20 protein-coding genes and 1 tRNA gene are annotated in these 23,469 nt (G+C 64.7%); 9 read left to right on the top strand and 12 right to left on the bottom strand.

The window, feature by feature from the left end; genetic code table 11:
• Window positions 1–72: 72 nt before the first annotated feature.
• The 7 genes from AC3WOG_RS11635 to AC3WOG_RS11605 all read right to left on the bottom strand — a co-directional run bounded on the left by AC3WOG_RS11635 (window position 73) and on the right by AC3WOG_RS11605 (window position 7,044).
• A complete protein-coding gene (locus tag AC3WOG_RS11635; protein ID WP_492578142.1) occupies window positions 73–1,011 on the bottom strand; it encodes a triphosphoribosyl-dephospho-CoA synthase in 939 nt (312 codons plus the stop codon).
• Window positions 1,004–2,029 (bottom strand): ATP-grasp domain-containing protein, encoded by a 1,026-nt coding sequence (locus tag AC3WOG_RS11630; RefSeq protein WP_492578141.1) that lies wholly within the window; start codon window positions 2,027–2,029, stop codon window positions 1,004–1,006. The genes AC3WOG_RS11635 and AC3WOG_RS11630 overlap by 8 nt, the downstream gene beginning before the upstream one ends.
• On the bottom strand, window positions 2,026–3,057 hold the full coding sequence (gene mch, locus AC3WOG_RS11625) for a methenyltetrahydromethanopterin cyclohydrolase (protein ID WP_492578140.1): 1,032 nt from the start codon (window positions 3,055–3,057) through the stop codon (window positions 2,026–2,028). Before mch ends, AC3WOG_RS11630 begins: the two co-directional genes overlap by 4 nt.
• Window positions 3,032–4,240 carry an ATP-grasp domain-containing protein gene (locus AC3WOG_RS11620; RefSeq protein ID WP_492578139.1) on the bottom strand — a complete coding sequence of 403 codons (1,209 nt, stop codon included), beginning with the start codon at window positions 4,238–4,240 and terminating at the stop codon, window positions 3,032–3,034. Before AC3WOG_RS11620 ends, mch begins: the two co-directional genes overlap by 26 nt.
• 44 nt (window positions 4,241–4,284) lie before the next feature.
• Complete coding sequence (locus AC3WOG_RS11615) at window positions 4,285–5,211, bottom strand: NAD(P)-dependent methylenetetrahydromethanopterin dehydrogenase (protein ID WP_492578138.1); 927 nt, start codon at window positions 5,209–5,211, stop codon at window positions 4,285–4,287.
• A gap of 126 nt (window positions 5,212–5,337) precedes the next feature.
• Window positions 5,338–6,363: a beta-ribofuranosylaminobenzene 5'-phosphate synthase family protein gene (locus AC3WOG_RS11610; protein WP_492578137.1), complete on the bottom strand. Its 1,026-nt coding sequence runs from the start codon at window positions 6,361–6,363 to the stop codon at window positions 5,338–5,340.
• Between the two features lie 291 nt (window positions 6,364–6,654).
• Entirely contained in the window at window positions 6,655–7,044 is a 390-nt protein-coding gene (locus tag AC3WOG_RS11605) for a 4a-hydroxytetrahydrobiopterin dehydratase (RefSeq protein WP_492578136.1), read from the bottom strand.
• A gap of 432 nt (window positions 7,045–7,476) precedes the next feature.
• On the opposite strand from AC3WOG_RS11605, the gene AC3WOG_RS11600 reads away from it, so the two are divergent.
• The 8 genes from AC3WOG_RS11600 (at window position 7,477) to AC3WOG_RS11565 (ending at window position 15,262) form a co-directional block, all read left to right on the top strand.
• On the top strand, window positions 7,477–9,294 hold the full coding sequence (locus AC3WOG_RS11600; protein WP_492578135.1) for a methanol/ethanol family PQQ-dependent dehydrogenase: 1,818 nt from the start codon (window positions 7,477–7,479) through the stop codon (window positions 9,292–9,294).
• A 159-nt stretch (window positions 9,295–9,453) separates the two neighbouring features.
• Window positions 9,454–9,873: a c-type cytochrome gene (locus AC3WOG_RS11595; protein WP_492578134.1), complete on the top strand. Its 420-nt coding sequence runs from the start codon at window positions 9,454–9,456 to the stop codon at window positions 9,871–9,873.
• 32 nt (window positions 9,874–9,905) lie between these two features.
• Entirely contained in the window at window positions 9,906–10,817 is a 912-nt protein-coding gene (locus AC3WOG_RS11590; RefSeq protein WP_492578133.1) for a substrate-binding domain-containing protein, read from the top strand.
• On the top strand, window positions 10,814–11,587 hold the full coding sequence (locus tag AC3WOG_RS11585) for a hypothetical protein (RefSeq protein WP_492578132.1): 774 nt from the start codon (window positions 10,814–10,816) through the stop codon (window positions 11,585–11,587). The genes AC3WOG_RS11590 and AC3WOG_RS11585 overlap by 4 nt, the downstream gene beginning before the upstream one ends.
• A gap of 116 nt (window positions 11,588–11,703) precedes the next feature.
• Window positions 11,704–12,009, top strand: coding sequence for a carboxymuconolactone decarboxylase family protein (locus tag AC3WOG_RS11580; RefSeq protein WP_492579783.1), 306 nt, complete (start codon window positions 11,704–11,706; stop codon window positions 12,007–12,009).
• A gap of 52 nt (window positions 12,010–12,061) precedes the next feature.
• Window positions 12,062–13,045, top strand: a complete 984-nt coding sequence (locus AC3WOG_RS11575) for a LysR family transcriptional regulator (RefSeq protein WP_492578131.1) — start codon at window positions 12,062–12,064, stop codon at window positions 13,043–13,045.
• A 116-nt stretch (window positions 13,046–13,161) separates the two neighbouring features.
• Window positions 13,162–13,238, top strand: a tRNA-Asp gene (locus AC3WOG_RS11570).
• An 86-nt stretch (window positions 13,239–13,324) separates the two neighbouring features.
• Window positions 13,325–15,262: a SurA N-terminal domain-containing protein gene (locus AC3WOG_RS11565; protein WP_492578130.1), complete on the top strand. Its 1,938-nt coding sequence runs from the start codon at window positions 13,325–13,327 to the stop codon at window positions 15,260–15,262.
• A 152-nt stretch (window positions 15,263–15,414) separates the two neighbouring features.
• Here AC3WOG_RS11565 and AC3WOG_RS11560 read toward each other — a convergent pair whose 3' ends face one another.
• Entirely contained in the window at window positions 15,415–15,756 is a 342-nt protein-coding gene (locus AC3WOG_RS11560; RefSeq protein ID WP_492578129.1) for a hypothetical protein, read from the bottom strand.
• A 117-nt stretch (window positions 15,757–15,873) separates the two neighbouring features.
• Entirely contained in the window at window positions 15,874–16,578 is a 705-nt protein-coding gene (locus tag AC3WOG_RS11555; RefSeq protein ID WP_492578128.1) for an arylesterase, read from the bottom strand.
• Here AC3WOG_RS11555 and AC3WOG_RS11550 point away from each other — a divergent pair.
• Window positions 16,577–17,263, top strand: a complete 687-nt coding sequence (locus tag AC3WOG_RS11550) for an ABC transporter ATP-binding protein (RefSeq protein WP_492578127.1) — start codon at window positions 16,577–16,579, stop codon at window positions 17,261–17,263. The two genes, AC3WOG_RS11555 and AC3WOG_RS11550, sit on opposite strands and share 2 nt — an antisense overlap.
• Before the next feature lie 165 nt (window positions 17,264–17,428).
• Here the strand turns inward: AC3WOG_RS11550 and pgi are convergent, their stop codons facing one another.
• The 3 genes from pgi to AC3WOG_RS11535 all read right to left on the bottom strand — a co-directional run bounded on the left by pgi (window position 17,429) and on the right by AC3WOG_RS11535 (window position 23,230).
• Entirely contained in the window at window positions 17,429–19,051 is a 1,623-nt protein-coding gene (gene pgi / locus AC3WOG_RS11545; protein WP_492578126.1) for a glucose-6-phosphate isomerase, read from the bottom strand.
• A 272-nt stretch (window positions 19,052–19,323) separates the two neighbouring features.
• Complete coding sequence (locus tag AC3WOG_RS11540; protein WP_492578125.1) at window positions 19,324–20,910, bottom strand: NAD(P)H-hydrate dehydratase; 1,587 nt, start codon at window positions 20,908–20,910, stop codon at window positions 19,324–19,326.
• A 1,024-nt stretch (window positions 20,911–21,934) separates the two neighbouring features.
• Window positions 21,935–23,230 carry an FAD-dependent oxidoreductase gene (locus AC3WOG_RS11535; RefSeq protein ID WP_492578124.1) on the bottom strand — a complete coding sequence of 432 codons (1,296 nt, stop codon included), beginning with the start codon at window positions 23,228–23,230 and terminating at the stop codon, window positions 21,935–21,937.
• Between the last annotated feature and the right edge of the window lie 239 nt (window positions 23,231–23,469).

The following is a 23,469-nucleotide window of genomic DNA, read 5'->3' as shown; positions in this document are numbered from 1 at the left end:
GGGCTTGCTGACTAGCCGCCGGTGGCGATCCTGGCCCGCGATCGCACAACGGCGTATTGATGCACGGTGGCATTAACTAACAGGTTCCGTGCCAGCGCGGGGTCCTTGCGGCTGGACCACGCCGCAACGGCCGGGTTCGAGGCAGCCGGCGACGAACAGCGTGGCCACCGTCAGGTCCGCGCTGGTGCCGGGGTTGATTCCGCGCGCCTTCAGTTCGGCGTCCCATATATCGAGTGAATCGCGTGGCTGAGCCGCCGGTTCGTATCGTGGTTCGGCGAGCGTTTGCCGCCATTGCGCGTGCCGTTCGCGTGCCGCGAGCGTGACACTCTGCGCCAGTGCCAGGCCTTGCTTGCGCACAATGTGAGAGTCGGGCCCGCCGCCGAGGAAGGTGAGGAATACGTTGAGCGCGGCGATCCGCGGCTGATCGGCCGGCGCCTCCCGGAAAGCGGCAAGGCCGGTCTCGAAGATGTCCGGAAAGCCGTTCGCGTATTGGCGGGCGATACTGTCGCGCTCGCTCGCGAGCCGCATCGCGTCGCGCAAGCCGACGGTGGGCGGTGCGTGGACCGATTGCTCGGGCGTCTCGCCGAGGCCGCCGGGATTGGCGAGCGCGATGGCGCGGTAGGCGAGGCGCGCGTCGTCGACGTCGAGCCGCGCGAGCACGCGCTCGGTCGCCTCGCGCCAGTGTGCCGCCGAAAGCGGGCGCGCGGTTTCCTCCAATGCTGCGGCGAGCGGTGCGACGAGCAGCACGATGCCGAGGTTCGTGTTGCAGCCGACCGCATTGTGCGTGCGGGTGAGCGCATCGAGAACGCGCAGGCCGACCGGCGCGCCGCGCGTGAGGAGCGCGTCGGCAGCAACCTCTGCGCTGGCGATGAACTGCGCCGCGCGCATCCCGTGTCCGGCGCTTTGCACGCTGACGTTGCCTGGCTTGGGTGTTTCGACATCGAGCCGGCACGCAGCGAGGAACGCCGCGCGGACGCGCTCGGACGGGATCGCGTAAAGCGGCTCAGGCATGGCGTGCCGGCAGTGCCGCGACGGCGGGCTCGCCTGCCTGCGCCACTGTGCGCCGCTGCGCGGCCAGCTTGCGGTCGAGCAGGTCGTCGGCGAGCGCCGCCGCGAGGTCGACCGAAGCGACCGACTGCAAGCCGCGCCATGCTGCCACGCCGTTGACTTCGAGCACGAGCGGCCGGGCCCCATCGTGCGGATCGGGGATCAGGTCGACGCCCGCATAGTCGAGTCCGAGCGCGTGCGTTGCCCGCACCGCGGTCTGCGCAAGCGGCAAGTCGAGCTCGGCCGCTTCGCAGACGGCGCCCTGCGCGAAGTTATGAATCCAGCCGTTGCCGCCGACGCGCCGCATCGCCGCAACCGCACGGCCGCCGATTACCAGCACGCGCCAATCGAAGCCCGGCCGGCCGCCATCGACATAGCGCTGTAAGTAAGCCACCTGCTGATACGGCGCGAGCGAAGGCAAGGGCGCGAGGGTGCCGTTGCGTGCACGGCTCGCGCCGAGCCGTCTCAGTCCATGGCCCTGCGAGCCGAACAGCGGCTTGAGCACAACCTGGCGGCCCGCGGCCGCTTCGCGCATCAGCACCCGCTGCGCAAACGCCGGTGATTCGCCGGCCCAGCTCGCGGGTGTCGGCACGCCGTTGCGGTGCAGCAGAAAACTCGTCATCGATTTATCGACGCTGCGCTCGATCGCGCGCGCATCGTTGTAGACCGGCACGCCCGACTCGCGCAGCGCATGCAGGATGCCGAGCCGCAGCGTCACCTGCTCGAAGGTGCCGCCTGCAATGCCGCGCACGAAGACCGCATCCGGCAGCGTATGGCCGTAGCCCGGCAACCTCAGCCCATGCGGTTCCCACGTGGTGTCGATCCGGCAATCCGCGAGATCGATGCAGCGTGCGTCGGCGCCGCGCGCGCGGAAGGCCTTCTTCAGGCGCCCGGTGTGCCAGCCGGTTTCGTCGGTCATGATCGCGATGCGCGGGTTCGCGTGCGCGTCGCCGGGGGCCGTGCCGGGTGACAGGAGAGTCATGGCTTGCCGCCCCACTGGTCGTGCAGCAACTCAGCATCAAGGCGGCCACCGTGATAAGACGCGCCGCTTTCGAGGCTGCTCGCCCAGACTTCGGCAGGCGCGAAAAGCGCGGGATCGATCTGGTAGAAGTCGTAATTGAACGACGTGAAAATATCCGCGAACGGGCGTCCGTAGTCGCGCGAGCCCGACGCCGGCAGTTCGGCGGCGAGCTGCTTCGCCACCGCGTCATGCTTCACGGTGAGATGGACGCGGCCGCCATAGAGAATCGCGTCGTTAGTGCGGCCCATCGCCTGGATTCCGTCCGGCGCGGGCGGCGGCAAGGGCGCGCAACCACCGGCCTCGACGACCTCGTCCAGCGGGATGCCGAGCACATGCGTTTTGTGCAATGCAACTTCGACGACGCGCGCCACCACTTGTACCGTTCCCGCGACAGAGTGTGTCGGGGTGGTGACAAGGGTAAGCCGTTCGGCGGCGAGACCGCAGTCGCGCAGCACCTTGTCGATCACGACCGGCGGCGGCAAGCGCTCGACCTCGAGCACCAGCACACCGCGGTCGTGGCTGTCCCGGTAGCCGAGTTCGGCGAACAACGGCTCCTTGACAGCCAGCGCGCGCGCGGGACCGGAGCCGAGCGAGAAAAACTTCTTGCCGCCGGTCTGTTCTTTAGTCGCCGACAGGCTCCATCCGGCGTACTGGCTGCCGAGGCAGGCAAGCACGGGCGACGATGTGCGCACATCGATCATGCTGGGCCACAGCGGCTGCGCGTCGAAGTTCGCGCGCACCGCCACGCGGCCGAGGCCGCCCATGCAAATGCGTGCGATCAGCACGCCCGCTTCGACGCTGCCCGGCGCAGCAACGCCTGCGTCCGCGAGCACCGTGCCGTTTGCCGTACGGGTGATCGCGACACCGAGGCGCGCGGCGTCGTCGATAAGCCGTGCAACCAGCCGCTCGCTCAGCGCATTGACGCTCGGCACGGCAGCGCTTGCGCGAGGCGGATGAGCGGTCTCAGGAGTGGCATTGGATGAAGGCATAGTCGGGCTCATGGCAGGTTTCGATTCGTTGCAGGACGAGCGCGCGCTGCCGCTCGAGCGCATGCCGCACGGCGTCCACCGACGCAGCGCGCACGAGCAGCGTGCAGACCGGCTGCCCGGCCTCGATCCACGTGCCCGGCATCGGTACGTCGCGGCAATGGGGGTCTTGCAGGCAGGCATCGCTGAAGCCTTGCGAGACGGCGAACGGATGGGGTGCGAACAGCACCTGTTGAGCGGCGCGCCATGACGCATGAGCGGGTGCTTCAGGTGGCGGCAGGCGGCCGTACCGGCACGCGGCGAGGTGGCACGCGAGCAGCCCGCGCGGCCACGCTTCAGGCGACGCGGTTTCGTAGAGCGTCATCGTGGACGAGGGGCGGGTGTTGATTTCGAGCAGTTCGAACGCGTCGCCGTCGAGCAGGAAGTCGCAGCTGTTGATGCCCGCGAGCCCGGTCTGCGCGCAGAGCGCCCCGATCGCCGCGCGCACGCGCGCCGCGACCTGCGGCGGCAGATCGATCGGGCCGATCGAGCCGGCATGCACGAAGGGCAGATTGCCCATCTTGCAAGTGATCTGTTCAGCGAAGCCGAGCACGCGCGCGCTGCCGCGAGCGGCGATAAATAGCGCCGACAGCGAGCGGCCGCTGCTCAGCCGCTGGAAGTAGCATTGCGCGGGCACTTGCTGATCGCTGAACGTCGTGGCCGGCTCGATGTGCGTGCCGCCGCAGCCATCCGCGCGTTTGACCAGCCACCCCTGTGCCATGGCGGGACGCGTGAAGGAAACCGCTGGATGCGGGATATTCAGCGCATCCAGCAGCGCAAAAAAACGCTGTGGCTCGCGTACCGCGGCGCTCGCCCCGGTGCTATTGCCAATGAAGGGCGGCAGGCCACGCGCGCGGCACAGTTGCGCGACGAGCGGTTCGAGCCCGCTGCTGCCGATCCAGCCGAGCATGCGTGGCAGGCGCGCGACGCGTTCGAGCGCCGCTGCGAGCCGCGCGCCGTCGATCGACAGTGCGCCGCCGCCGATGTCGAACCAGAGTTCGGACGCCTCGCGCGTATCGCGGTCGCCGAATACGTCGAGCGCGGCGACGCGCAGGCTCGCACGCGCGGCGGACTGCGCGAGCATTCGCGCGGACAGTCCGGCCACCGCGACGAACGGCGCATGCGAAAGCGATGGACGCGAACTCATGATGGCGGACCGCGGCGGCGCGCAGACCGTGACGAGGGGCCCGCTCAACCGAGGCCGGCCGCGACGGCGCGGGCCTCGTCGAACGCCTGCGGAAAACCCAGGTAGACCGGCTTGCCGCCGGTACGCATTTGCATGAACAGCCGGTGTTCGACCTGGTACTTGACGTTGCCGATCGCGAGCGCACCGATGCCGATGCTGTCCACGTTCGGTACGCCCTCGATGGGTTTGCCGTCGTTCATCACGTTGACACCCGCGATGCCTTCCGGCGGCACGGCATTGACGTCCGCGGCGATCAGCAGATGTTTTGCATACGCAAGATCGGCGCTGCTGACGACCTGAACGCCCGCGATGGCGGTGGCGAGGACGATCTCGGCCTCGCCTAGCGCCTGCCGCAGTTCGTCCGGCTTTGCCGTGCCGACACCCTTGGTCAAGATGCCGAAGCGCTGATTGATTTCGTCGCTGACCCGCACCGCGCGCGCGTGTTCGAGATGGCTCGCAATCGCCACGTCGGCGCCGAGCGAGGCGGCCATCGCCGCCGCCACGCGCCCGACCGCGCCGGTGCCGCCGAGAATCAGCACGCGCTTGCCGCCCAGTTCCATCCCATACGCTTTGCCCAGATGCCGCTCGACCAATGCGACGAGCGCGGCCGCGGTCGTGTACGAACCGCTCGGATCGGCGAACACCGGGACTTCGAACGGCGGGACCATCGCTTTGCGCGCGGTATCGAGCATGTCGGCGGCGAGCATCACGTCGCGTCCGCCGATGAAGATGCCGGTGCGTGACACACCCTTCGGACCGCGGGAAAAGATCGCGTCCTGAGTCAGGTTCGCGACCATCCCGGCGTCGACGCCGCAATACGGGACGATGACCTGGTAGCCGGCGTCGGCGGCCATGTTCACATCGAACGGACTGATTTGCGGCGTGGCCGTGAACATGTGCAGGATATAGGGCCTTTCAGTGGTTTCGGACATGGCAAGAGGCTCGTTTCAGGGGCGATCTCGTGGACGGCGCGAGGGAAGGGCTCGTGGGTCTGCGCGGACATCGATGACTGCGGGCGCCGCGCGCTTTCGCAGGCAGCCGGGTGGGGCCGTGCGGCATCATGCGGCGTCGATGCGCTGCCGCCGTGCGTCGGCCGGGCGGATCGTCGCGCCGCGATTGCGTCCCGCAACGATCGTGGATTCGATGTGCGGCATGCCGCGCGTTGCCTCGCGTGCAGCGGCGAGCGCGCTTTCCGCCTCGCGCGCATTCGCGACGATGGCAAAGCCTGTCGGCCCCCAGGAGGTCTGGCCGATGCCCGCAGTCTGTTGCGCGGCAACGGCGCGCAACGCTCGCTCGACATCGGGGCTCGCGAACACGCCGCCTTGCACCGGGGCGAAGTATTCGCCGATGGTCTGCTGCATTTCCGTCAGGCCGTGGGCGAAAGGCACGATATTGCGTTCCGCCGCGCCGGGCAGAATCCTCATCAGGACGAGATGGCAGAGATGCGCGGCGAGCTTCTGCGGGAACGGTGCGAGCGCGGCGAGGCCGCGGCGTTCTTCGGCGCCGTGCAAGCCCTCGCGGGCGTTGTCGCTCACGAGCAGGACGCGCCAGGCCTCCGGAAACGGCTGGCGCGCGAGCAGCGGCGGCATGCCCGGGTGCAGTTCGCCCGCCGGTCCGCCGTCCACCAGCAGGCCGCCGGAATCGAAGCCGAGGATGCCAATGCCGGAGCGGGCGCCGCGTCCAAGCAGGCTCGCGAGTTCGGTGCTGGTCGCGGTGTGGCCGAGCAGACGAACGAACGCCGTGCCGACCGCCAGCGCCAATTGCGTGCCTGACCCGAGGCCGGTGTGCGCACGCGGGGCATGGACTACCTCGATGGCAACCGGAGTCGGGTCGTAGGCTGCGTGAAGCCGTTCGAGACAGGTCGCGATGCGCTCGCGTTCCGCTTCAGTCACCGCGCCGTCGATCCGGTCGCGGTCCGCAAGCCGCGCTTCGACCCGGGTGCCGGCTCCGTCGATTGCGAGCCCGAGGCTGCCGAACGCGCGTCCAAGCGACGCGTTCGGATCGAGAAAACCCAGATGCAGGCGCGCGGGAGCGTCAACCGTCACGGCGGCCTGAGGCGGAAGGCGGCGAAGGTGAAGCTGCATCGCAAGTGTCCTTGTGTGTGCTCGACAGGGTTTGCCCGAAGGGCTGTCGCGAAAGCGGCCGCGCGATGTGGTGAAGTGGCGCGCCGGGCCACTTCAAGCAGAAGCCGTACCAGGCGCGCGTAGCGGCTGTCGCCTCTGCCTGACGCCGCCGTTGCGGCCGAGGTTTTTCCCGCTCGTCTTGTCCCGCTGTGTATCAGGGATGCGGTCGACGCTTTGTGCCGCCGAAGGGGCACTGTGTCACCTGTGCGCCGCACTGAACGAAGGGGATGCGCCGCCCGGGCTTGAACAGCCTTAAGCGGTTTTCGGCGCGTCGTACTTGATGTAGCGGAAGCGCTGGTCGTCGGTTGGCGTGCCTTCGAGCGGGCCGCCTTCGAGCCCGGGTTGCCATTGAATGAACGATTCGATCTTCGTGGCGAGCGCGAAGTCCTTGTCCGTGACGCCCTTCGCGGAATGGGTCTTCAGCTTTACGGTCACGAATGCGTAGGAGACCGTCAGATCGGGGTGATGCCATGCGGCTTCCGCAAGGTGACCGACGGCGTTTACCACCATCAATGTGCCTTTCCAGCCTTCGGTTCGATATTTGCGCCGCAGCCAGCCGTCTTCCAGATACCAGTGCTGTAGCGGGCCGACGAGACGTTGCTGGATCTCCTCATCGGAATAGACCTGCTCTGCGTTTGCCATGACCGTTGCTCCGCGCGTGCTGGAACTTCATCACGCTGCAAGTGATGGGCCAGTTGTGCGGTGCAGCCTGAGCCCACGCGTTCTCATGGCCTGACTCGTGACGGACACGCTTCGTATCGCGGAATGACACAGTATGTGCCGTGTCCCGCGGCGCAGCCGGACACGGCCGTTACGCAGGCGCGCTCGATCGTGAGTGCTGCGAAGGAGCGCGGTACGCCGCGCGGCGTGTGCGGACAAGCTTGTCGCGGCGCACGGACAGAACGGCAGTTCGATTCCGGCATGGAATATGCGTTGGCCGTTCATGCGCCGCAAAGCCCGGCATCGATCGGGAAAGGGCGCTGATCGTTACCTGCATTCGAGGAGGCGCGCCCGATGCGACGAGGTAGCGTGGGTCATTCGTGAGTTGAACAGCAAGACAATTCTGGAGGAGACATGAACTTACGCACCATGGTTCTTGGGCTCGCGATCCTCGCGTCGGCAGCCTTGAGCTCTATCGTTGCACAGGCCGATTCGCAGCTGGACGGGCTCATCAAAAATCCATCTAACTGGGCGGCTCAGGCGGGCGATTATGCGAATCACCGCTACAGTCCACTCAAGCAGATCAACGAAAACAATGTCGGCAAACTGCAGGTCGCATGGACCATGTCGACCGGCGTGCTGCGCGGCCACGAAGGCGCGCCGCTCGTGATCGGCGACACCATGTATATCCACTCGCCGTTTCCCAACAAGGTCATCGCGATCAACCTGAAGGATCAGACGTTCATCTGGCAGTACCAGCCGAAGCAGGACGACCAGGTGGTATCCGTGATGTGTTGCGATACCGTCAACCGCGGGCTGGCGTACGGCGACGGCAAGATCTTCCTGCAACAGGCCGATACGAAACTCGTCGCGTTGAACGCGAAGACCGGCGACGTCGTCTGGACCGCGCAGAACGGCAATCCGAAGGCGGGTGAAACCAACACCAATGCGCCGCACGTATTCGGCGACAAGGTGCTGACCGGCATCTCGGGCGGCGAATTCGGTGTGCGCGGGCGTCTCATCGCGTACGACATCAAGACCGGCAAACCGGTCTGGACAGCGTACAGCACGGGTCCCGACAAGGACATGCTGCTGAACCCCGACAAGACGATGACCTATGCCGACGGCAAGATGGTGCCGGTCGGCGCGGACTCGTCGCTCAAGTCCTGGAAGGGGGACCAGTGGAAGCTGGGCGGTGGGACCACGTGGGGCTGGTATGCGTGGGATCCGAAACTCAACCTTGTCTATTACGGCACCGGCAATCCGGGTACGTGGAATCCGACGCAACGTCCGGGCGACAACAAATGGTCGCTGTCGATCTTCGCGCGCGATCTGAACACCGGTGAAGCCAAATGGGTCTACCAGATGACGCCGCACGACGAGTGGGACTACGACGGCGTCAATGAAATGATCCTGTCGGACCTGACGATCGACGGCAAGAAGGTCCCCGCCATCGTTCACTTCGACCGTAACGGTTTCGGCTATACGTTGAATCGCGCAACCGGACAACTGCTCGTCGCACAGAAGTTCGATCCGGCGGTGAACTGGGCCGACCGCGTCGACCTGAAGAGCGGCCTGCCGATCCGCAACGCGGCTTATTCGACCCAGGCGGCCGGCTCCGATCACAACGTGAAGGGCATCTGTCCGGCGGCGCTCGGTTCAAAAGACCAGCAACCGGCTGCGTACGACCCGGCGACGAGCCTCTTCCTCGTGCCGACCAATCACGTCTGCATGGACTACGAGCCGTTCGACGTCGACTACGTATCCGGTCAGCCGTATGTCGGCGCCACGCTGTCGATGTATCCGGGGCCCAACGACAACAACTCGATGGGTAACTTCATCGCCTGGGATGCGGCCAGGGGCAAGATCGTCTGGTCGAAGCCGGAGCGGTTCTCGGTGTGGTCCGGCGCGCTGGCCACCGCTGGCGGCGTCGTGTTCTACGGCACGCTCGAAGGCTACATCAAGGCGGTCCGTATCAAGGACGGCAAGGAACTGTGGCGCTTCAAGACGCCGTCGGGGATTATCGGCAACGTCTTTACCTACGAGTATCAGGGCAAGCAGTTCATCGGCATCTACTCAGGCATCGGCGGCTGGGCCGGCATCGGCATGGCGGCTGGCCTGCAGAAGTCGACCGAAGGGCTGGGCGCGGTCGGCGGTTATCGTGAGCTTGCGAAGTACACGGCGTTGGGCGGCACGCTCTTTGTGTTTGCCGTTCCCGGCGGCAACAGCTGAAGGGCCGGGCCACACTGAAACGCGCGGTCGGCACCCCTTGGCATAGGGGCGCCCGGCCGGCAGCGTAGTCAGCCATGCGAATCATCCGGCCCGCGCCCGTTTTGCGGATGCATCGATGACATGCATCGGGGCGCAGCCTCTATGGAAGGAGACATGTGCATGAAAGGCAGATCAATCTTGTTGCGGGCGGCGCTGCCCGTCGCATTCGTCGTGCTACCTGCTGCATACGCCCAAAACAATCCTCAGGTTGCCCAGGTCGCATACAAGGTGGTCGACGGCAGCAAGGTCGACAGTAATACGCTGCAAGGATGGCGGACATGGCGTGCGCTCGATTGCGAACGCTGCCACGGCGCGCAGCAGCAGGGGCTCGTCGGGCCGTCGCTCGTCGACGCATTCAGGTCGCTGGACAAGAACGAGTTCCATCGGACGGTTTTCGGCGGGCGCGTGGACAAGGGTATGCCCGACTTCAGTTCGAGCCAGATGATGCAAAAGAACTGGGAGAACCTCTACGCCTATCTGAAAGGACGCTCCGATGGCCAGATCAAGCCGGGCGATCTGCAGGCCATCGACGCGAAATAACGCCCGCGCCGCTATTCTTTCGGAGATTTTCGATGCGTCATGGCAAACGAATGTCCGCGCACCTCGTGCTCGTGGCCGCCGCGCTGTGCTACGCGGCGCTGGCGAGCGCCGCGGTGCGCGCCGAAGGCGAGGCACTGCCCAATAACGACGGCGCCGACGGCGTACTCAGAGTGTGTGCCGACCCGAACAACATGCCGTTGTCCAACAGCAAAGGCGAGGGCTACGAGAACCGGATCGCGAGCCAGATGGCGAGCGACTTCGGCTACAAGCTCGAGTACACCTTTTTTCCGCAGCGCATGGGCTTCGTGCGCCACACGTTGCGCGAGAAGGAGCCGGATACCGGGCGCTACAAATGCGACCTGATCATCGGCGTGCCGAAGGGCTATGACATGACCTCGACGACGCAGCCGTATTTGCGCTCCACGTATGCGATGGTGTTCGCGAAACGTCCCGAGCTGGCCGGCATCGATACGCCGGACGACCTGCTCAAGCTGCCGCCCGACCAGTTGCACAAGCTGCGCTTCGGCATCTTTTCGCAGACCCCCGCGGTCGACTGGCTGCTCAGTCACGACCTGATCGATCAGGCGGTCTCGTATCAGGTGCAAAGCGGCGACCCGCAGGAATATCCCGGCCAGATGATCGAACAGGACCTGCGCGCGGGCAAGGTCGATGTGGTGTTTCTGTGGGGGCCGATTGCGGGTTACTTCGCCAGGCGTGCCGGCGATACCGTGAAGCTCGTGCCGTTCCCGGCGACGCCTGGCATCCGTTTCGACTATACGATCTCGATGGGTGTGCGCTATGGCGAAAAAGCGTGGAAGGACAAGGTCGATCAATGGATCGGCGCGAACCACGACAAGATCGACAGCATCCTCACGAGCTACGAGGTGCCGCTTCTGAAGCCCGTCGACGCGCCGGCGGCCAGGCCAGCGGATGCATCGCCATGAGGGGAGCGCCCTGGCGGTTTTGCCGCGGCTGGCTTCGGGTGTTCGCGACACGCGTCGCGTGCTTCATGTGCTTCACGTGCATCGCCTGTGTGATACCGGCCGCCGCGCGCGCTGCGGGAACCGACGACATCACGCCTGCCGAACGGCTAATCTTCACCACGGATCATCTGCACGGCATCGAGCCGCAAACGGAACTCGACTACACGGTGCTCAGATCGGACCAGCCGGCGCACAGCGCGGACCTGGTCAGGGTGCTGGTGGTCAGCCGGGACAACGCCAAAGGGGACGCTCAGGTGTCGGATCACAGCGGCGGGGTACCGCTGCCGAATGCCGGATTGCAATGCAATCCCGTGATCATCTATTTCCTGGAGCGCGACATCACGGAGATGGAGCGCCTGACCGGCGGCCAGCGCCGCTATTTCCAGCAGCGCTTGCGGCTCGCGCTCGCCGCGGGGCCGCGCATCGAGACGGTGACGAGCCAGATCGGCGGCAAGCCCGTGACGGCGCGGCAGATCGTCGTGCAGCCGTACCTGGGCGATCCGAATGCGGAACGCTTCGCTCAATATACCGGCAAGCGCTACACGTTTTTGATTGCCGATACGTTGCCGGGCCAGGTTGCATTGATCCGCACCGACGTGCCCGGTGCGAACAACGATTTCACCCACCCGTTGCGGACCGAGACGCTGAGCTTTCAGGCGGTGGTGCACAAGCTGTCACCACCGCCCGATGCACCCGTGAAGCCGTCCAACGCGCCTCGGGCGAGCCGTTAGTTAGCGCCCGGCCCGGTCTGGCGGGCGCTGTTCGCTGTCTGTTTTCCTTTAACCGCTTCCATTCGATCTGGAGCCCAGGCATGTTGATCGACACACAAGACTACGCACCGAAACTCATGGATGCCATCGGCAAACTCGGTGCCGCCTCGCCGGCCACGCTTGCGGGTTTCGAGGCGCTCGACGGCGCCGCAGCCCGCAGCGGCAAGCTCGACGCCAAAACCCGCGAACTGATTGCGCTTGCTGTCGCCGTCACTACGCGCTGCGACGGCTGCATTGCGCTGCACAGCGCCGCTGCCGCCAAGGCGGGGGCGAGCCGGGAGGAGGTGGCGGAGGCGTTGTCGGTGGCTATCGCGCTGAACGCCGGCGCGGCGCTCGTCTATTCCGCGCGCGCACTCGATGCCTTCGGCCAGCAGACCGGCTAGTTCACGCGCCGGTGGCTGGTGCCGGCGCATTCAATAGCGAGGTCGCGCCAACGTGAATTTCATCCGCTCGCTGACCTTGCGTCAGTTGCAGATCTTCGTCGTCGCCAGCCGGTATACGAGCTTCGCGCGCGCCGCGGAGGAGCTGCATCTGACCCAGCCGGCGGTGTCGATGCAGATTCGTCAGCTCGAGGAGGCGGTCGGCCTGCGGCTGTTCGAGCGCATCGCGCGCAGACTCACGTTGACCGAGGCGGGCGAAAAGCTGACGCATCACGCGAGCCGGATTCTCGGCGAGATCAAGGATGCCGAAGACGCGATGACGTCTCTGAAGCAGGCTGACAGCGGCTCGATCGCGGTCGGCATCGTCAGTTCCGCGACGTACTTCGCCCCGAAGCTGCTGGCGCTCTATTCGCACCTGTACCCGAAGGTCGACGTGCACTTTTCGGTGGGCAACCGTGATGCGCTATTGCGCATGTTGCAGGACAACGCGATCGATCTCGCCATTATGGGACGCCCGCCGCCGGAATTGGACACGACAACCGAGCCGCTCGCCTGGCATCCGCAAGTCGTGATCGCACCGCTGACCCATCCGCTGTGCGGCGCGCGGCGCTTCGATCTGCAGGAACTGCGCGGCGACACGTTCCTGTTGCGCGAGCCCGGCTCCGGCACGCGCATGGCCGCCGAGGAGATGTTCAGGCAGCACCTCTTCACGCCGGCGAAGGTGGTGACCCTCGGCAGCAACGAAACGATCAAGCAGGCGGTGATGGCCGGTATGGGGGTGAGCCTGATTTCGCTGCACACGCTGCTGCTGGAACTGCGGACCGGGGAAATCGCCTTGCTCGACGTGAGCGGCACGCCGATCGAGCGCACGTGGCAGATCGTGCATCTGCGGTCAAAGCAGTTATCCCCGACCTGTGCCGTGTTCCGGCATTTCCTGCTTGAACATGCGGCGGCTTATCTGGAGCGCGAGTACGCGGCGTTTGCCGAGTTGCCGGCGAGGGCGGCGGCCGTGAAATCCGTCGTGGGAGACTCGGCATGACGATGGGGTTGCCGCGGCGCCGGGACAGACGCCACCGCGCCACCGCGTACGCGGACCTTGCATTCTGGCGACGATTCCGGCTAAAATTACGGATTGCTGTTGTTATTGTTGTATTAGGAGTGGTAGTTCAGTCGGTTAGAATACCGGCCTGTCACGCCGGGGGTCGCGGGTTCGAGTCCCGTCCACTCCGCCAGTATCCTCGAAAGGCGAACTCCGGTTCGCCTTTTTTATTGCCCGCTGTTGTAATATCGGGCGTTCTGTTTTTGGCACTCCTCACGCATGCTCGATTTTTTCCGCAATCACAAACGCCTGATGATGTTCATGCTCATCCTCGTCATTGTGCCGGGGTTGGGTTTTGTGGGTATCCAGGGCTTCCGCGGCTTCTTTGACGAAAGTGCAAACGTCGCCAGCGTCAACGGTCATAAGATCACCCGCGCTGAGTACGACAACACAATGCGTCAGCAGCTCGATCGCGCCCGCCAGATGCTGGGTGCGCAATTCGACATGAAGTCGTTCGACACGCCCGAGCGCCGCAGCGAAATGCTCGACGGTCTGATCGAGCAGCGCGTGCTGGCCGACGAAACGCAGCGCCTGCATCTGACCGCTTCCGACGACGCCGTGCGGCGCGTCTTGCTGAACGATCCGCTGATCTCGTCGCTGAAGAATCCCGACGGTTCGATCGACGTCGATCGTTACAAGCAATTACTCGCGATGCAGGGCATGACGCCCGACCAGTACGACGAACGTGTGCGTTACAGCATCGCCACGCAGCAATTGCCGGCCAGCATTCAAGGCAGCGCCTTCACGTCGAAGACCCTCGCACAGCATCTGACCGAGCTCGCCGAACAGCGGCGCGAAGTGCAGGGGATCGCGTTCCATCCGCGTGACTATGCCGCGAAGGCGCAGCCGACCGACGCGCAACTGCAAGCCTATTACGACGCGCATCGCGACGACTTCGCTACGCCGGCCACGGCAACGATCCAGTACCTCGTGTTGTCGCCGGCAGCGCTCGCCGCCGCCGTGCAGCTGAGCGACGCCGATCTGAAAAAGTATTACGACGACAACATCGCGAAGTACCGCACCGATGGCCAGGTGCGCGCGAGCCACATCCTGATCGCCGCGCCGAAAGACGCGAGCGCGGCTGACAAGGCCAAGGCGAAGCAGAAGGCCGCCGAGCTGCTCGCGCAGATCAATGCGCATCCGGATCAGTTTGCGCAGATCGCGCAGCAGAATTCGCAGGATCCGGGTTCCGCATCGAAAGGCGGCGATCTGGGTTACTTCGGTCGCGGCATGATCGCGGGCGGTCAGGCATTCGACGACGCCGTGTTCGCTCTCAAGAAAGACGAAGTCAGCGGCATCGTGCAGACCGACTTCGGCTATCACATCGTCAAGGTCACGGACGTGAAGCCGTCGGTCACGAAGCCGTTCGACGAAGTGAAGGATGCGATCGCGAAAGAGGTTAGGACACAGCAGGCGAGCAAAACTTTCAGCGACGAATCGGAAGGCTTCACGTCGATCGTCTACGAAAAGGCAAAGAGCCTCCAGCCGGCCGCCGACAAGTACAAACTGCCGTTGCAAACGGCCACGGTCACGCCGCAGCCGGACGCGAAGCTGCCGCCGGATAGTGCACTGAACAACGCGAAATTCCTCGCCGCCGTGTTCGCAGGCGACGCGGTGACGGCGCGCAACAACACGCAAGCGATCGACGTCGGCGGCAATACGCTGATCGCCGCACACGTGACCGACTACAAGGCCGCCGCCGTACCGGCGCTCGACACCATCAAGGACGCAGTGCGTCAGAAGGTGATCGCGGCTCAGTCGAACGAGGCGGCGCACAAGGATGGCATCGCGAAGCTGGCTGAATTCCAGAAGTCGAATGCCACTGCGGGCTTCTCGTCGCCGGTGAAGGTCTCGCGTAACGACGCGCAAGGCATGCCGCCCGCTGCGTTGAGCGCAATTTACAAAGCGGATGCGCAAAAACTGCCGGCCTACGTCGGTGTCGATCTCGGCAATAACGGCTATGCGATCTATCGCGTGAACTCGGTGGTGGCAAGTGCGCCGACCGATCCGCAGCGTCTCGCCGCGGCCCAGCAGCAGATCGCGCAAGTCGACGCGCAGTCCGAAGCACAGGCTTATGTTGAAGCGCTGCGTGCCCGCGCCAAGGTCAAGTTCTACGGATCGCTCGATAGCAGCAGTGCCCAGGCGAGCGGCGAATAAGCTTCGGCTCTAGCGCGTCAGTAAAACGCGCCAATGCAAAAAAGCCCCGCAATTGAATTGCGGGGCTTTTTCATTTGACGAAGGAAAGCGCGTCAAACAGTTTGTTTCGGAGCGCCGCATGCACATGCATGCAGATGCATGCAGTCAGTCAGTTAAAGGCAAGCGCTGATCGCACTGGTGGCGTCGCTGCCCGCAGCGCCATTCGCGCGGAAGCCGACCCACGTACCCTTGCCGGTGTACGACGGGCGTACCACTGCGGCTGCGCCATTAGGCGGCTGTTGGCCCGGGACGTAGACGTCGAGCGCCTGATCGTTGGCCAGCGTGTCCTGCGACACGACTTGCTGTTGCGAGCCATCCGCCCACTTCTGCGCAATGCAGGTAGCGACAGCCTTGGGGGGGTGCTGGCTTTGCCCAACGGACTGAACGCCCGCAGGCGGTTGAGCGGCGCTGGCAGAAAATGCTACGGTCAAAGCGATTAACGGTAAGTATTTCACGTTATCTCCTCAAAAGTCGCTCAGAATCGAGCCGGGTTACGCGGATGACGAAATAGTCCGATCGACCTTGCGGATCCATGTTCCCCAATTTTCGGAAACAAGTTGTTAGCGAACTTTTCAGTGCGGCGAACTTGTGCGTAGCAGCGGCTTCACAGCCGGCCACACATTGTTGAGCAGCACGGGCTGTGCCTGCTGCGTCGGATGAATCTGATCGGCCTGAAACATTTCCGGTTTGTCGGCGATGCCGGCGAGCAGGAAGGGCACCAGCGGCACGCGCAGTTGCTTCGACAGTTCGCCGTACAAGCCGTGGAACTTTTGCGTGTAGTCCGGGCCGTAATTAGGCGGTACGTACATGCCGACCAGCACGACCTTCGCGTGGCCCTGCTGAGCCTGCTCGATGATCGTGCGCAGGTTGTCTTCGGTGGTGGCGAGCGGTACGCCGCGTAACGCGTCGTTGGCGCCGAGTTCGACGATCACGATGCTCGGCTTGAGTCTTTGCAGGAGCGCCGGCAAGCGGGCCCGGCCGCCGCTCGTGGTGTCGCCGCTGATGCTGGCATTGGCGACGCTATAATCGATTCGCTCGTCGGTGAGGCGCTGGCGCATCAAGGCAACCCAGCCGGTGTCGCGGGGCAGGCCGTATTCGGCGGAGATGCTGTCGCCGAGCACTACGATCACCGGCTTGGCCGCTCCAGGCGCATTGGCGGCCTGAGCCGCGAAGGGCATCGAAAACATGGCTGCGGCCAGCACGGCCGAGCCGAAGGCCGTAGCCAGCGCCGCAGCGCGAGGCGCTATAGCGCGCACTTTCAACCTACGCTTCACCATGCTAAACAAAACTGATCCGGTCATTGAAGTGCGGGGTTTGAGCAAGAGGGTTAAGGATGCGACCGGCGAGTTGACGATTCTCGACGATATCGATCTTGCCATCGATGCCGGCAGCAGTGTGGCGATCGTCGGTGCATCCGGGTCGGGCAAGTCTACGCTGCTTGGCTTGCTTGCAGGATTGGACAGCGCGAGTTCGGGCTCGGTTCGGCTGCTGGGGCGCGAACTCACCGAACTGAACGAAGACGAGCGCGCTGCGTTGCGCAGCGGCTCGGTCGGTTTCGTGTTTCAGTCGTTTCAACTGATGCCGCATTTGACGGCGCTCGAAAACGTCACCTTGCCACTCGAACTGCAAGGCGGCATCGGCACGCGCGAGGCCGCGGCGCGTGCGCGCGGCTTGCTGCAGCAGGTGGGTCTCGGGCAGCGTACCGGTCATTATCCGAAGCTGCTCTCGGGCGGCGAACAGCAACGCGTCGCGTTGGCACGCGCGTTCGTCACGCATCCGGCGATCCTGTTCGCCGACGAGCCGACCGGCAGTCTCGATGCGGCGACGGGCCATGCGGTGATCGACCTGATGTTCGAGATGAATCGCGCGAACGGCGCCACGTTGATTCTTGTCACGCACGACGTCGAACTTGCGCGCCGCTGCGATACGACGGTGACGATCGAAGCGGGGCGATTGGCCTGAGCGTGCCGGCCACACGTTACTCGTTCGTATAAAGCCAGGCGGGCCGCAAGGGCCCGCTTGGCATTCCATCTCATGCAACTCGATAACGTTAATCAACGCAACGCCGCTAACCAGGCGCGCGTGAACAATCGGCGCATGCGGCACGAGCAAGCGTGCCGCTCACGCTCAGCGCTTCAATGCGGCGCGTGCCCGGGCGATCAGCGCCGACGTCGACGAGTCATGCTTCTTTTCATCGACGCTTGCCGCCGTCAGATCCGCCTCGACTACCTTGCCGAGAATCTTGCCCAACTCGACGCCCCACTGATCGAACGGATTGATGTTCCAGACCGACGCCTGCACCAGCACCTTGTGCTCGTAAAGCGCGATCAACGCGCCGAGCGAACGCGCGCTCAGTGCGTCGACCAGCAGCGTGCTGGTCGGACGGTTGCCCGGAAACACCAGATGCGGCGCGAGTTCCGGCTTGTCCGCGCCGGCGACCTTCTTCGCTTCTTCCAGCGTGCGGCCGAGCATCAGCGCTTCGCTTTGTGCGAAGCAGTTCGCCAGCAGCTTCGGATGATGGCTGACGAGCGGATGCTCCGGCGTGAGCACGGCGACGAAGTCGATCGGCACAATGGTCGGACCCTGGTGCAGCATCTGGAAAAACGCGTGCTGACCGTTGGTGCCCGGTTCGCCCCACGTCACGGCCGAGGTCGGATAGTCGACCGTCGCGCCGTCCAGACGCGCGGACTTGCCGTTGCTCTCCATCTCCAACTGTTGCAGATACGACGGCAGGAAATGCAGCGCTTCGGAATACGGCGCGACCAGGTAGCTTTGCGAGCCGAAGAAGTTGCGATACCAGATCCCGATCATGCCGAGCAGCACCGGCAGATTCTTTTCGAGCGGCGCGTCGCGGAAATGCTGGTCCATGTCGTTGGCGCCGGCCAGCAGTTCGCCGAACTGCAGCGGGCCGATCGCGATCATGATCGACAGACCGACCGCCGACCACAGCGAATAGCGGCCGCCGACCCAGTCCCACATCTCGAACACGTTCTCTTTCGCGATGCCGAACCTGACCACTTCCGAGGGATTGGCCGACACGCCGACGAAGTGTTTCGCCAGCGCGCTTTCCGGGCAACCTTTCTCGACGAACCAGTCGCGCAGCGAGCGCGCGTTGGTCATCGTTTCGAGCGTGGTGAAGGTCTTGGAGACGATGATCGCGAGCGTTTCTTCCGGATCGATCTTCTGCATCACGTTGTACAGATCGGCGCCGTCGACGTTCGAGACGAAATGCGTCGTGATCTCCGGGCTCGCCAGATGATGCAGCGCGTGCACGACCATCTTCGGCCCGAGGTCCGAGCCGCCGATGCCGATGTTCACCACATAGCGGATCCGCTTGCCGGTGTAGCCGGTCCAGGCGCCGCTGCGCACCTGATCGGCGAACGCGGCCATCTTCGCGCGCTCGGCCTGCACTTGCGCGTAGAACGGCGCTTTCGGGTCGCTTGCGCGCAGCGCGGTGTGCAGCGCGGCGCGGCCTTCGGTCGGATTGGCGACTTCGCCCGCGAACATCGCGTCGCGGCGCTTTTCGACACCGGCTTCGCGGGCCAGTTGCACCAGCAGTTGCAACGTTTCGTCGGTGATGCGGTTCTTCGAGAAATCGGCCGCGAGACCGCCGCCCGCGAACGCAAAGCGCTCAGCACGGGTAGGGGCGGGATCGTTCTCGGGGGCGAACCAGTCGCGCATGTGCGCATCGCGGATCTTCTCGTAATGCGTTTGCAGCGAGGACCAGGAGGGGAGCGAGTTCTGCGTCATAGCGTCCGTCTAACGAAGGGGCACGAAGAAAGGCGCGCGCATCAAGCGCTGCCGAGGATGATGCAACGATGCTGTTAGAGCGATGCCGCGCGGCCGGGTTCGCGGCGGGTTGCGGTGCAACTTCAGGATCAGGCTTCGTGATGAAATTTATCGCTGAAGTTTCGCCGCAACCCGCGGTGGCCGGTCGCGCGGCTTGGTCGATCAGTATAACGGTGTTGCGTGACAGGTGGCAGCGGTTTGGCCATCCGGTGCGAACGGCGAGACATGCGGCGTCATCGATCCAGTGTCGGATAGAACATCCGGTTCATCAAGGTCCGCACCATCGGCGCCAGTTCGCCCGCCGTCAAGCCGGCCGGGCCGTGGCCTTGCGCGCTCAGGGTGTCGGCGGCGAGGCCGTGCAGGTAGACGCCTGCCAACGCCGCTTCATAGCGCGGCAAGTGCTGCGCGAGCAGGGCGCCGATGATGCCGCCGAGCACGTCGCCGGTGCCGCCTGTCGCGAGCGCGGCATTGCCGGTCGGATTGATCGCGAGACGGCCGTCCGGCGCCGCGATCACTGTACCGGTGCCTTTCAGCACGACGATGCTGGCAAAGCGCGCCGCCAGTGCACGCGCCGCGGCCAGCCGGTCGCGCTGCACGGTGGACGCGTCGGTGCCGAGCAGGCGCGCGGCTTCGAGCGGATGCGGCGTCAGCACGCACGGATCGCCTTGCACGCCGCGCGCGGTGAGCTCTGCCGCGAGCGACGGGTCTTTCGCAATCAGATTCAGCGCGTCGGCGTCGAGCAGCTTGGGCATGTCAAGCGGCAAGACGTCGTGCAGGACCTGCGTCGCACGCTCGCGATGGCCCATCCCGCAGCCGACGGCGAGCGCGTCCATCGTGTCGAGCGGCAGATCGTCGATCGCGTGCAGCATCAGTTCGGGATGCGGCGGATCGTAGGGCGGTGCGCCGACGCCCAGCAGGGCGACGTGCACTTTGCCCGCACCGGTGTAGAGCGCCGCGCGCGCCGCGAGGATCGGTGCGCCGCACATACCGGTGTCGCCGCCGACCACCGCGAGGCTGCCGAAAGTGCCCTTGTTGGTCGCGAAGTCGCGTGGCGGCAGGAAGGCGGCGAATAGTTCAGGCGCGTTGAGTTGCACGGCCGTGCGGGTGGTGCTGTCGACGCCGATCGGCGCCACTGTTACCGCGCCGGCGAGGTCGCGGCCTTGCGCGGTGAAGAGGCCGGGTTTGGCGCCGATGAAAGTGACGGTGTGGGTGGCGTGGACGGCATTGCCCTCGCCAATTACCGTGCCGGTGTCGCTGTCCAGGCCACTTGGGGTGTCCAGTGCCAGTACGCCGCCTTTTGCTTTTGTTTTTGCTTTGGTGCGTTGCGAGAGTTGGCGGGCGGTGGTTGCGAAGATACCTTCCAATGGACGCGTCAGGCCTATGCCGAACATGCCGTCCACCAGCCAGGTATAGTTTTCCAGCGAGTCTGGGGGTGTCGAGGTGATTGCAATGCCTGCGGCACGGGCGTTGTTCAGGGCCCAGCGGGCGTCTTCCGGTTTTACTTCGATCGGCATGCAGAGTTCTACCGCGATGCCTGCTTTGTGGAGTTCTGTCGCCATGACCAGGGCGTCGCCGCCGTTGTTGCCCGGGCCTGCTATTAGCCACACTTTGTGCGTCGTTTTGTCGACTGACGTGTCGCGGGTTATTTGCCCGCTCAGGAAGCTGGCGGCGGCTTTGCCCGCGCGGGCCATTAGCGTATGTGCTGGCAACGCTGCCGATGCCTGGTTTTCCAGTATCCGAAGGTCCGTCAGGGTGAGGAGGGGCAGTGCACGGTTGTGCGGGTTGATCAGATCCGGGAGCGCGGTTTCGGGTTCTGTCATGGCAGTGGTTTGGGGTTCACCTTTTTGCAAGGTGAGGAAGCTATTGAAAGCACTATGGTAGTGCGGATAGGGATGAGGTGGTTTTTTTGCCTGCTCGGCGCTATGGGTTGTTTGCCTGCGGCGGTGGCCTTTCCTTGCTTTCTTATTGGTTTATTAGCGTTCCCCCTGTGCGGGGGAGCACCTACTTTTCTTTGCCTGCCGCAAAGAAAAGTAGGCAAAAGAAAGCGGCTTTACACCGCTAGCGCTTAAGCGGGTCCCCTGGCTTGGAGGAGGTAGTGGAGCATCTGGAATCGGTGCCCTCGCACATTCAGCGCTTGTGACAAGGCCGTCATGCTTCCGGCGGCGCTGCGCGCGCCGTAGCGGTACTTCTCAAAACCGATGGGGCGTACGCGCCCCCGGCATCATCCTTCCCGCCTCGCACTGCGTGCTCGCCGCAAGGGTCTGCCAGGGAAACCAGTGGCTTCGCTCTGGTTCGGTGGGGGCCATCGGCTGCGCCTCGGCGAAGCGCTGAATTATGGAGGTGCGGACCACTTCGCTGAACAAAGCGCAAGCGCGAATTACAAACCACTTCGCCGAACCAAATGCAGCCGCGAGCTACGCTAGCGCAGCAAGGGCAAGCCGTTGCGCTTGAACGACCGCAGACACTGGAAGCGCCCGAACGGCCCGACGGTTTTGTGAAGTACCGCTTCGGCGCGCGCAGCGCCGCCGGAAGCATGACGGCCTTGTCACAAGCGCTGAATGTGCGAGGGCACCGATTCCAGATGCTCCACTACCTCCTCCAAGCCAGGGGACCCGCTTAAGAGCTGGCGGTGTAAAGCCGCTTTCTTTTGCCTACTTTTCTTTGCGGCAGGCAAAGAAAAGTAGGTGCCCCCCGCACAGGGGGAACGCTAATAAACCAATAAGAAAGCAAGGAAAGGCCACCGCCGCAGGCGTACAGACCACAAGCGCCGCGTAGGCAAAAAAACCAAAAAGGACCAACCCCGTAGACACACAACCAATGCCGCCGCAAAAGGCAAAAAAACCTCTAAAACCGATCCGCCCGAAGCGCCGCCAACGTCTCCGCCGGAAGGTCAGACACCGTGCCAGTAACCATATCGGCCACAAGCTTCCCAGCACCGCATGCCAGCCCCCATCCCGCCGGACCATGCCCAACATTCACAAACAGCCGGGGATGCACTGCATTACCAATCACCGGCAAACCATCTTGCGACAGCAGTTTCACCCCCTCCCATGGCAATGCCGCGGAAATCCGCGCGGCCCCTGGGATCCAGTCGTGCGTCGCCTGCCCCAGCAGCGCAAGCGCTTCCTCGGTCAACGCCTCGCCGAGCGGTTTGTCGATCTGGCCGGCACTCTGCAATACCGCGCCACCCGCTATCCGCAACCGGTGGTTCATCCGCGTAATCGCAATCCGCTTCACCGCGTCGACAATCGCGACGTGCGGCGCGCATTCCTCATGCGCAATCGGTGCGACCAGCGTGTGCAGGCGCAGCGGATGCAGCGGCAGTCGCAGCCCGAGGCGTTCGAGCAGCGGCAAGCTGCCGTAACCCGCGGCGACAACAATCGCGTCAGCGCCGATCACATCGACTTCGCGTGAACGGGATGTCTCGCCCGGGCGCGCCGCCAGTTCCACCGCGGGGCGCTGGCCGTCGAGGCGGATCGCCGACACTTCGCAGCCAGGCATGAATTGCACGCCGCCCTGCGTATCGAGGGTCTGTTTGATCAGCTTCGCAAATAGCGGGCAGTTCGCTGTGCGCTCCTGGTCGAACAGCACGCCGCCGGCGAATTCCGGATCGGTCGGCACGGAATGCTCGAACGCGGCGCACTCGGCAGGCGTCAGCACGTGATGCGGCACTTCGTATTGACGCAGCATGTCGAGCGCGGTCTGGGTCTGCTGCCATTCCTGCGCGGAACGCACCAGATAAAGGACGCCGCTGGCCTGTTCGTATTCCAGGCCGAAGCGCGCTTCCATGTCGGCCATCGCGTCACGCGACAATTCGATCAGCGGGCGCAGCCGCCCGTATTGCCGGCTGAACGCCTCAGGCTCCTGCAAAGCGGCAAGCTGCTTGACGAACTGGCGCGCCGGCCCGTTGAAGCCGGTCTTGCTGATAACGCCGTTTTTCGCGCCCTGACGGTTCGCCATGAAAGTCGGGCCGAACCAGACGTCGAGCGGGGTCGGGAGGACGGTGCCGCCGTGTCCATAGGTCGCGCCCTGCGCGACGGTCGCGTGGCGCTCGACGACGCAGACCCTGTGGCCGGCCGCGCGCAGTTGATAAGCGGTGGCGACGCCAACTATCCCGCCGCCAATGACGATGACATCCATGTTCTGATTCGATTTGCCGGCGGGATGCTAAAACCCTGCGTTCCGCTTAAGCGTGGCATGCGGCGCGAAACCCGGCATGGCTCAGGCCGTTCGCGCCGATCTGGTGAAAGGCCGAATGATAGCAGCCAAACGGACGGCCCTGCCACGCGAGCGCCACCGCGGACGCCGCAGGCCGGCGCCCGGCGTGGCGGCTACGGGCGGACGATTATCCTTCGGCTAGAGGAAGTCCCACCACGGAA

Source organism: Paraburkholderia sp. FW306-02-B, from assembly GCF_058782725.1.
The sequence above is the reverse complement of the archived record's forward strand: the minus strand, read 5'-3'. Positions and strand labels throughout refer to the sequence as shown.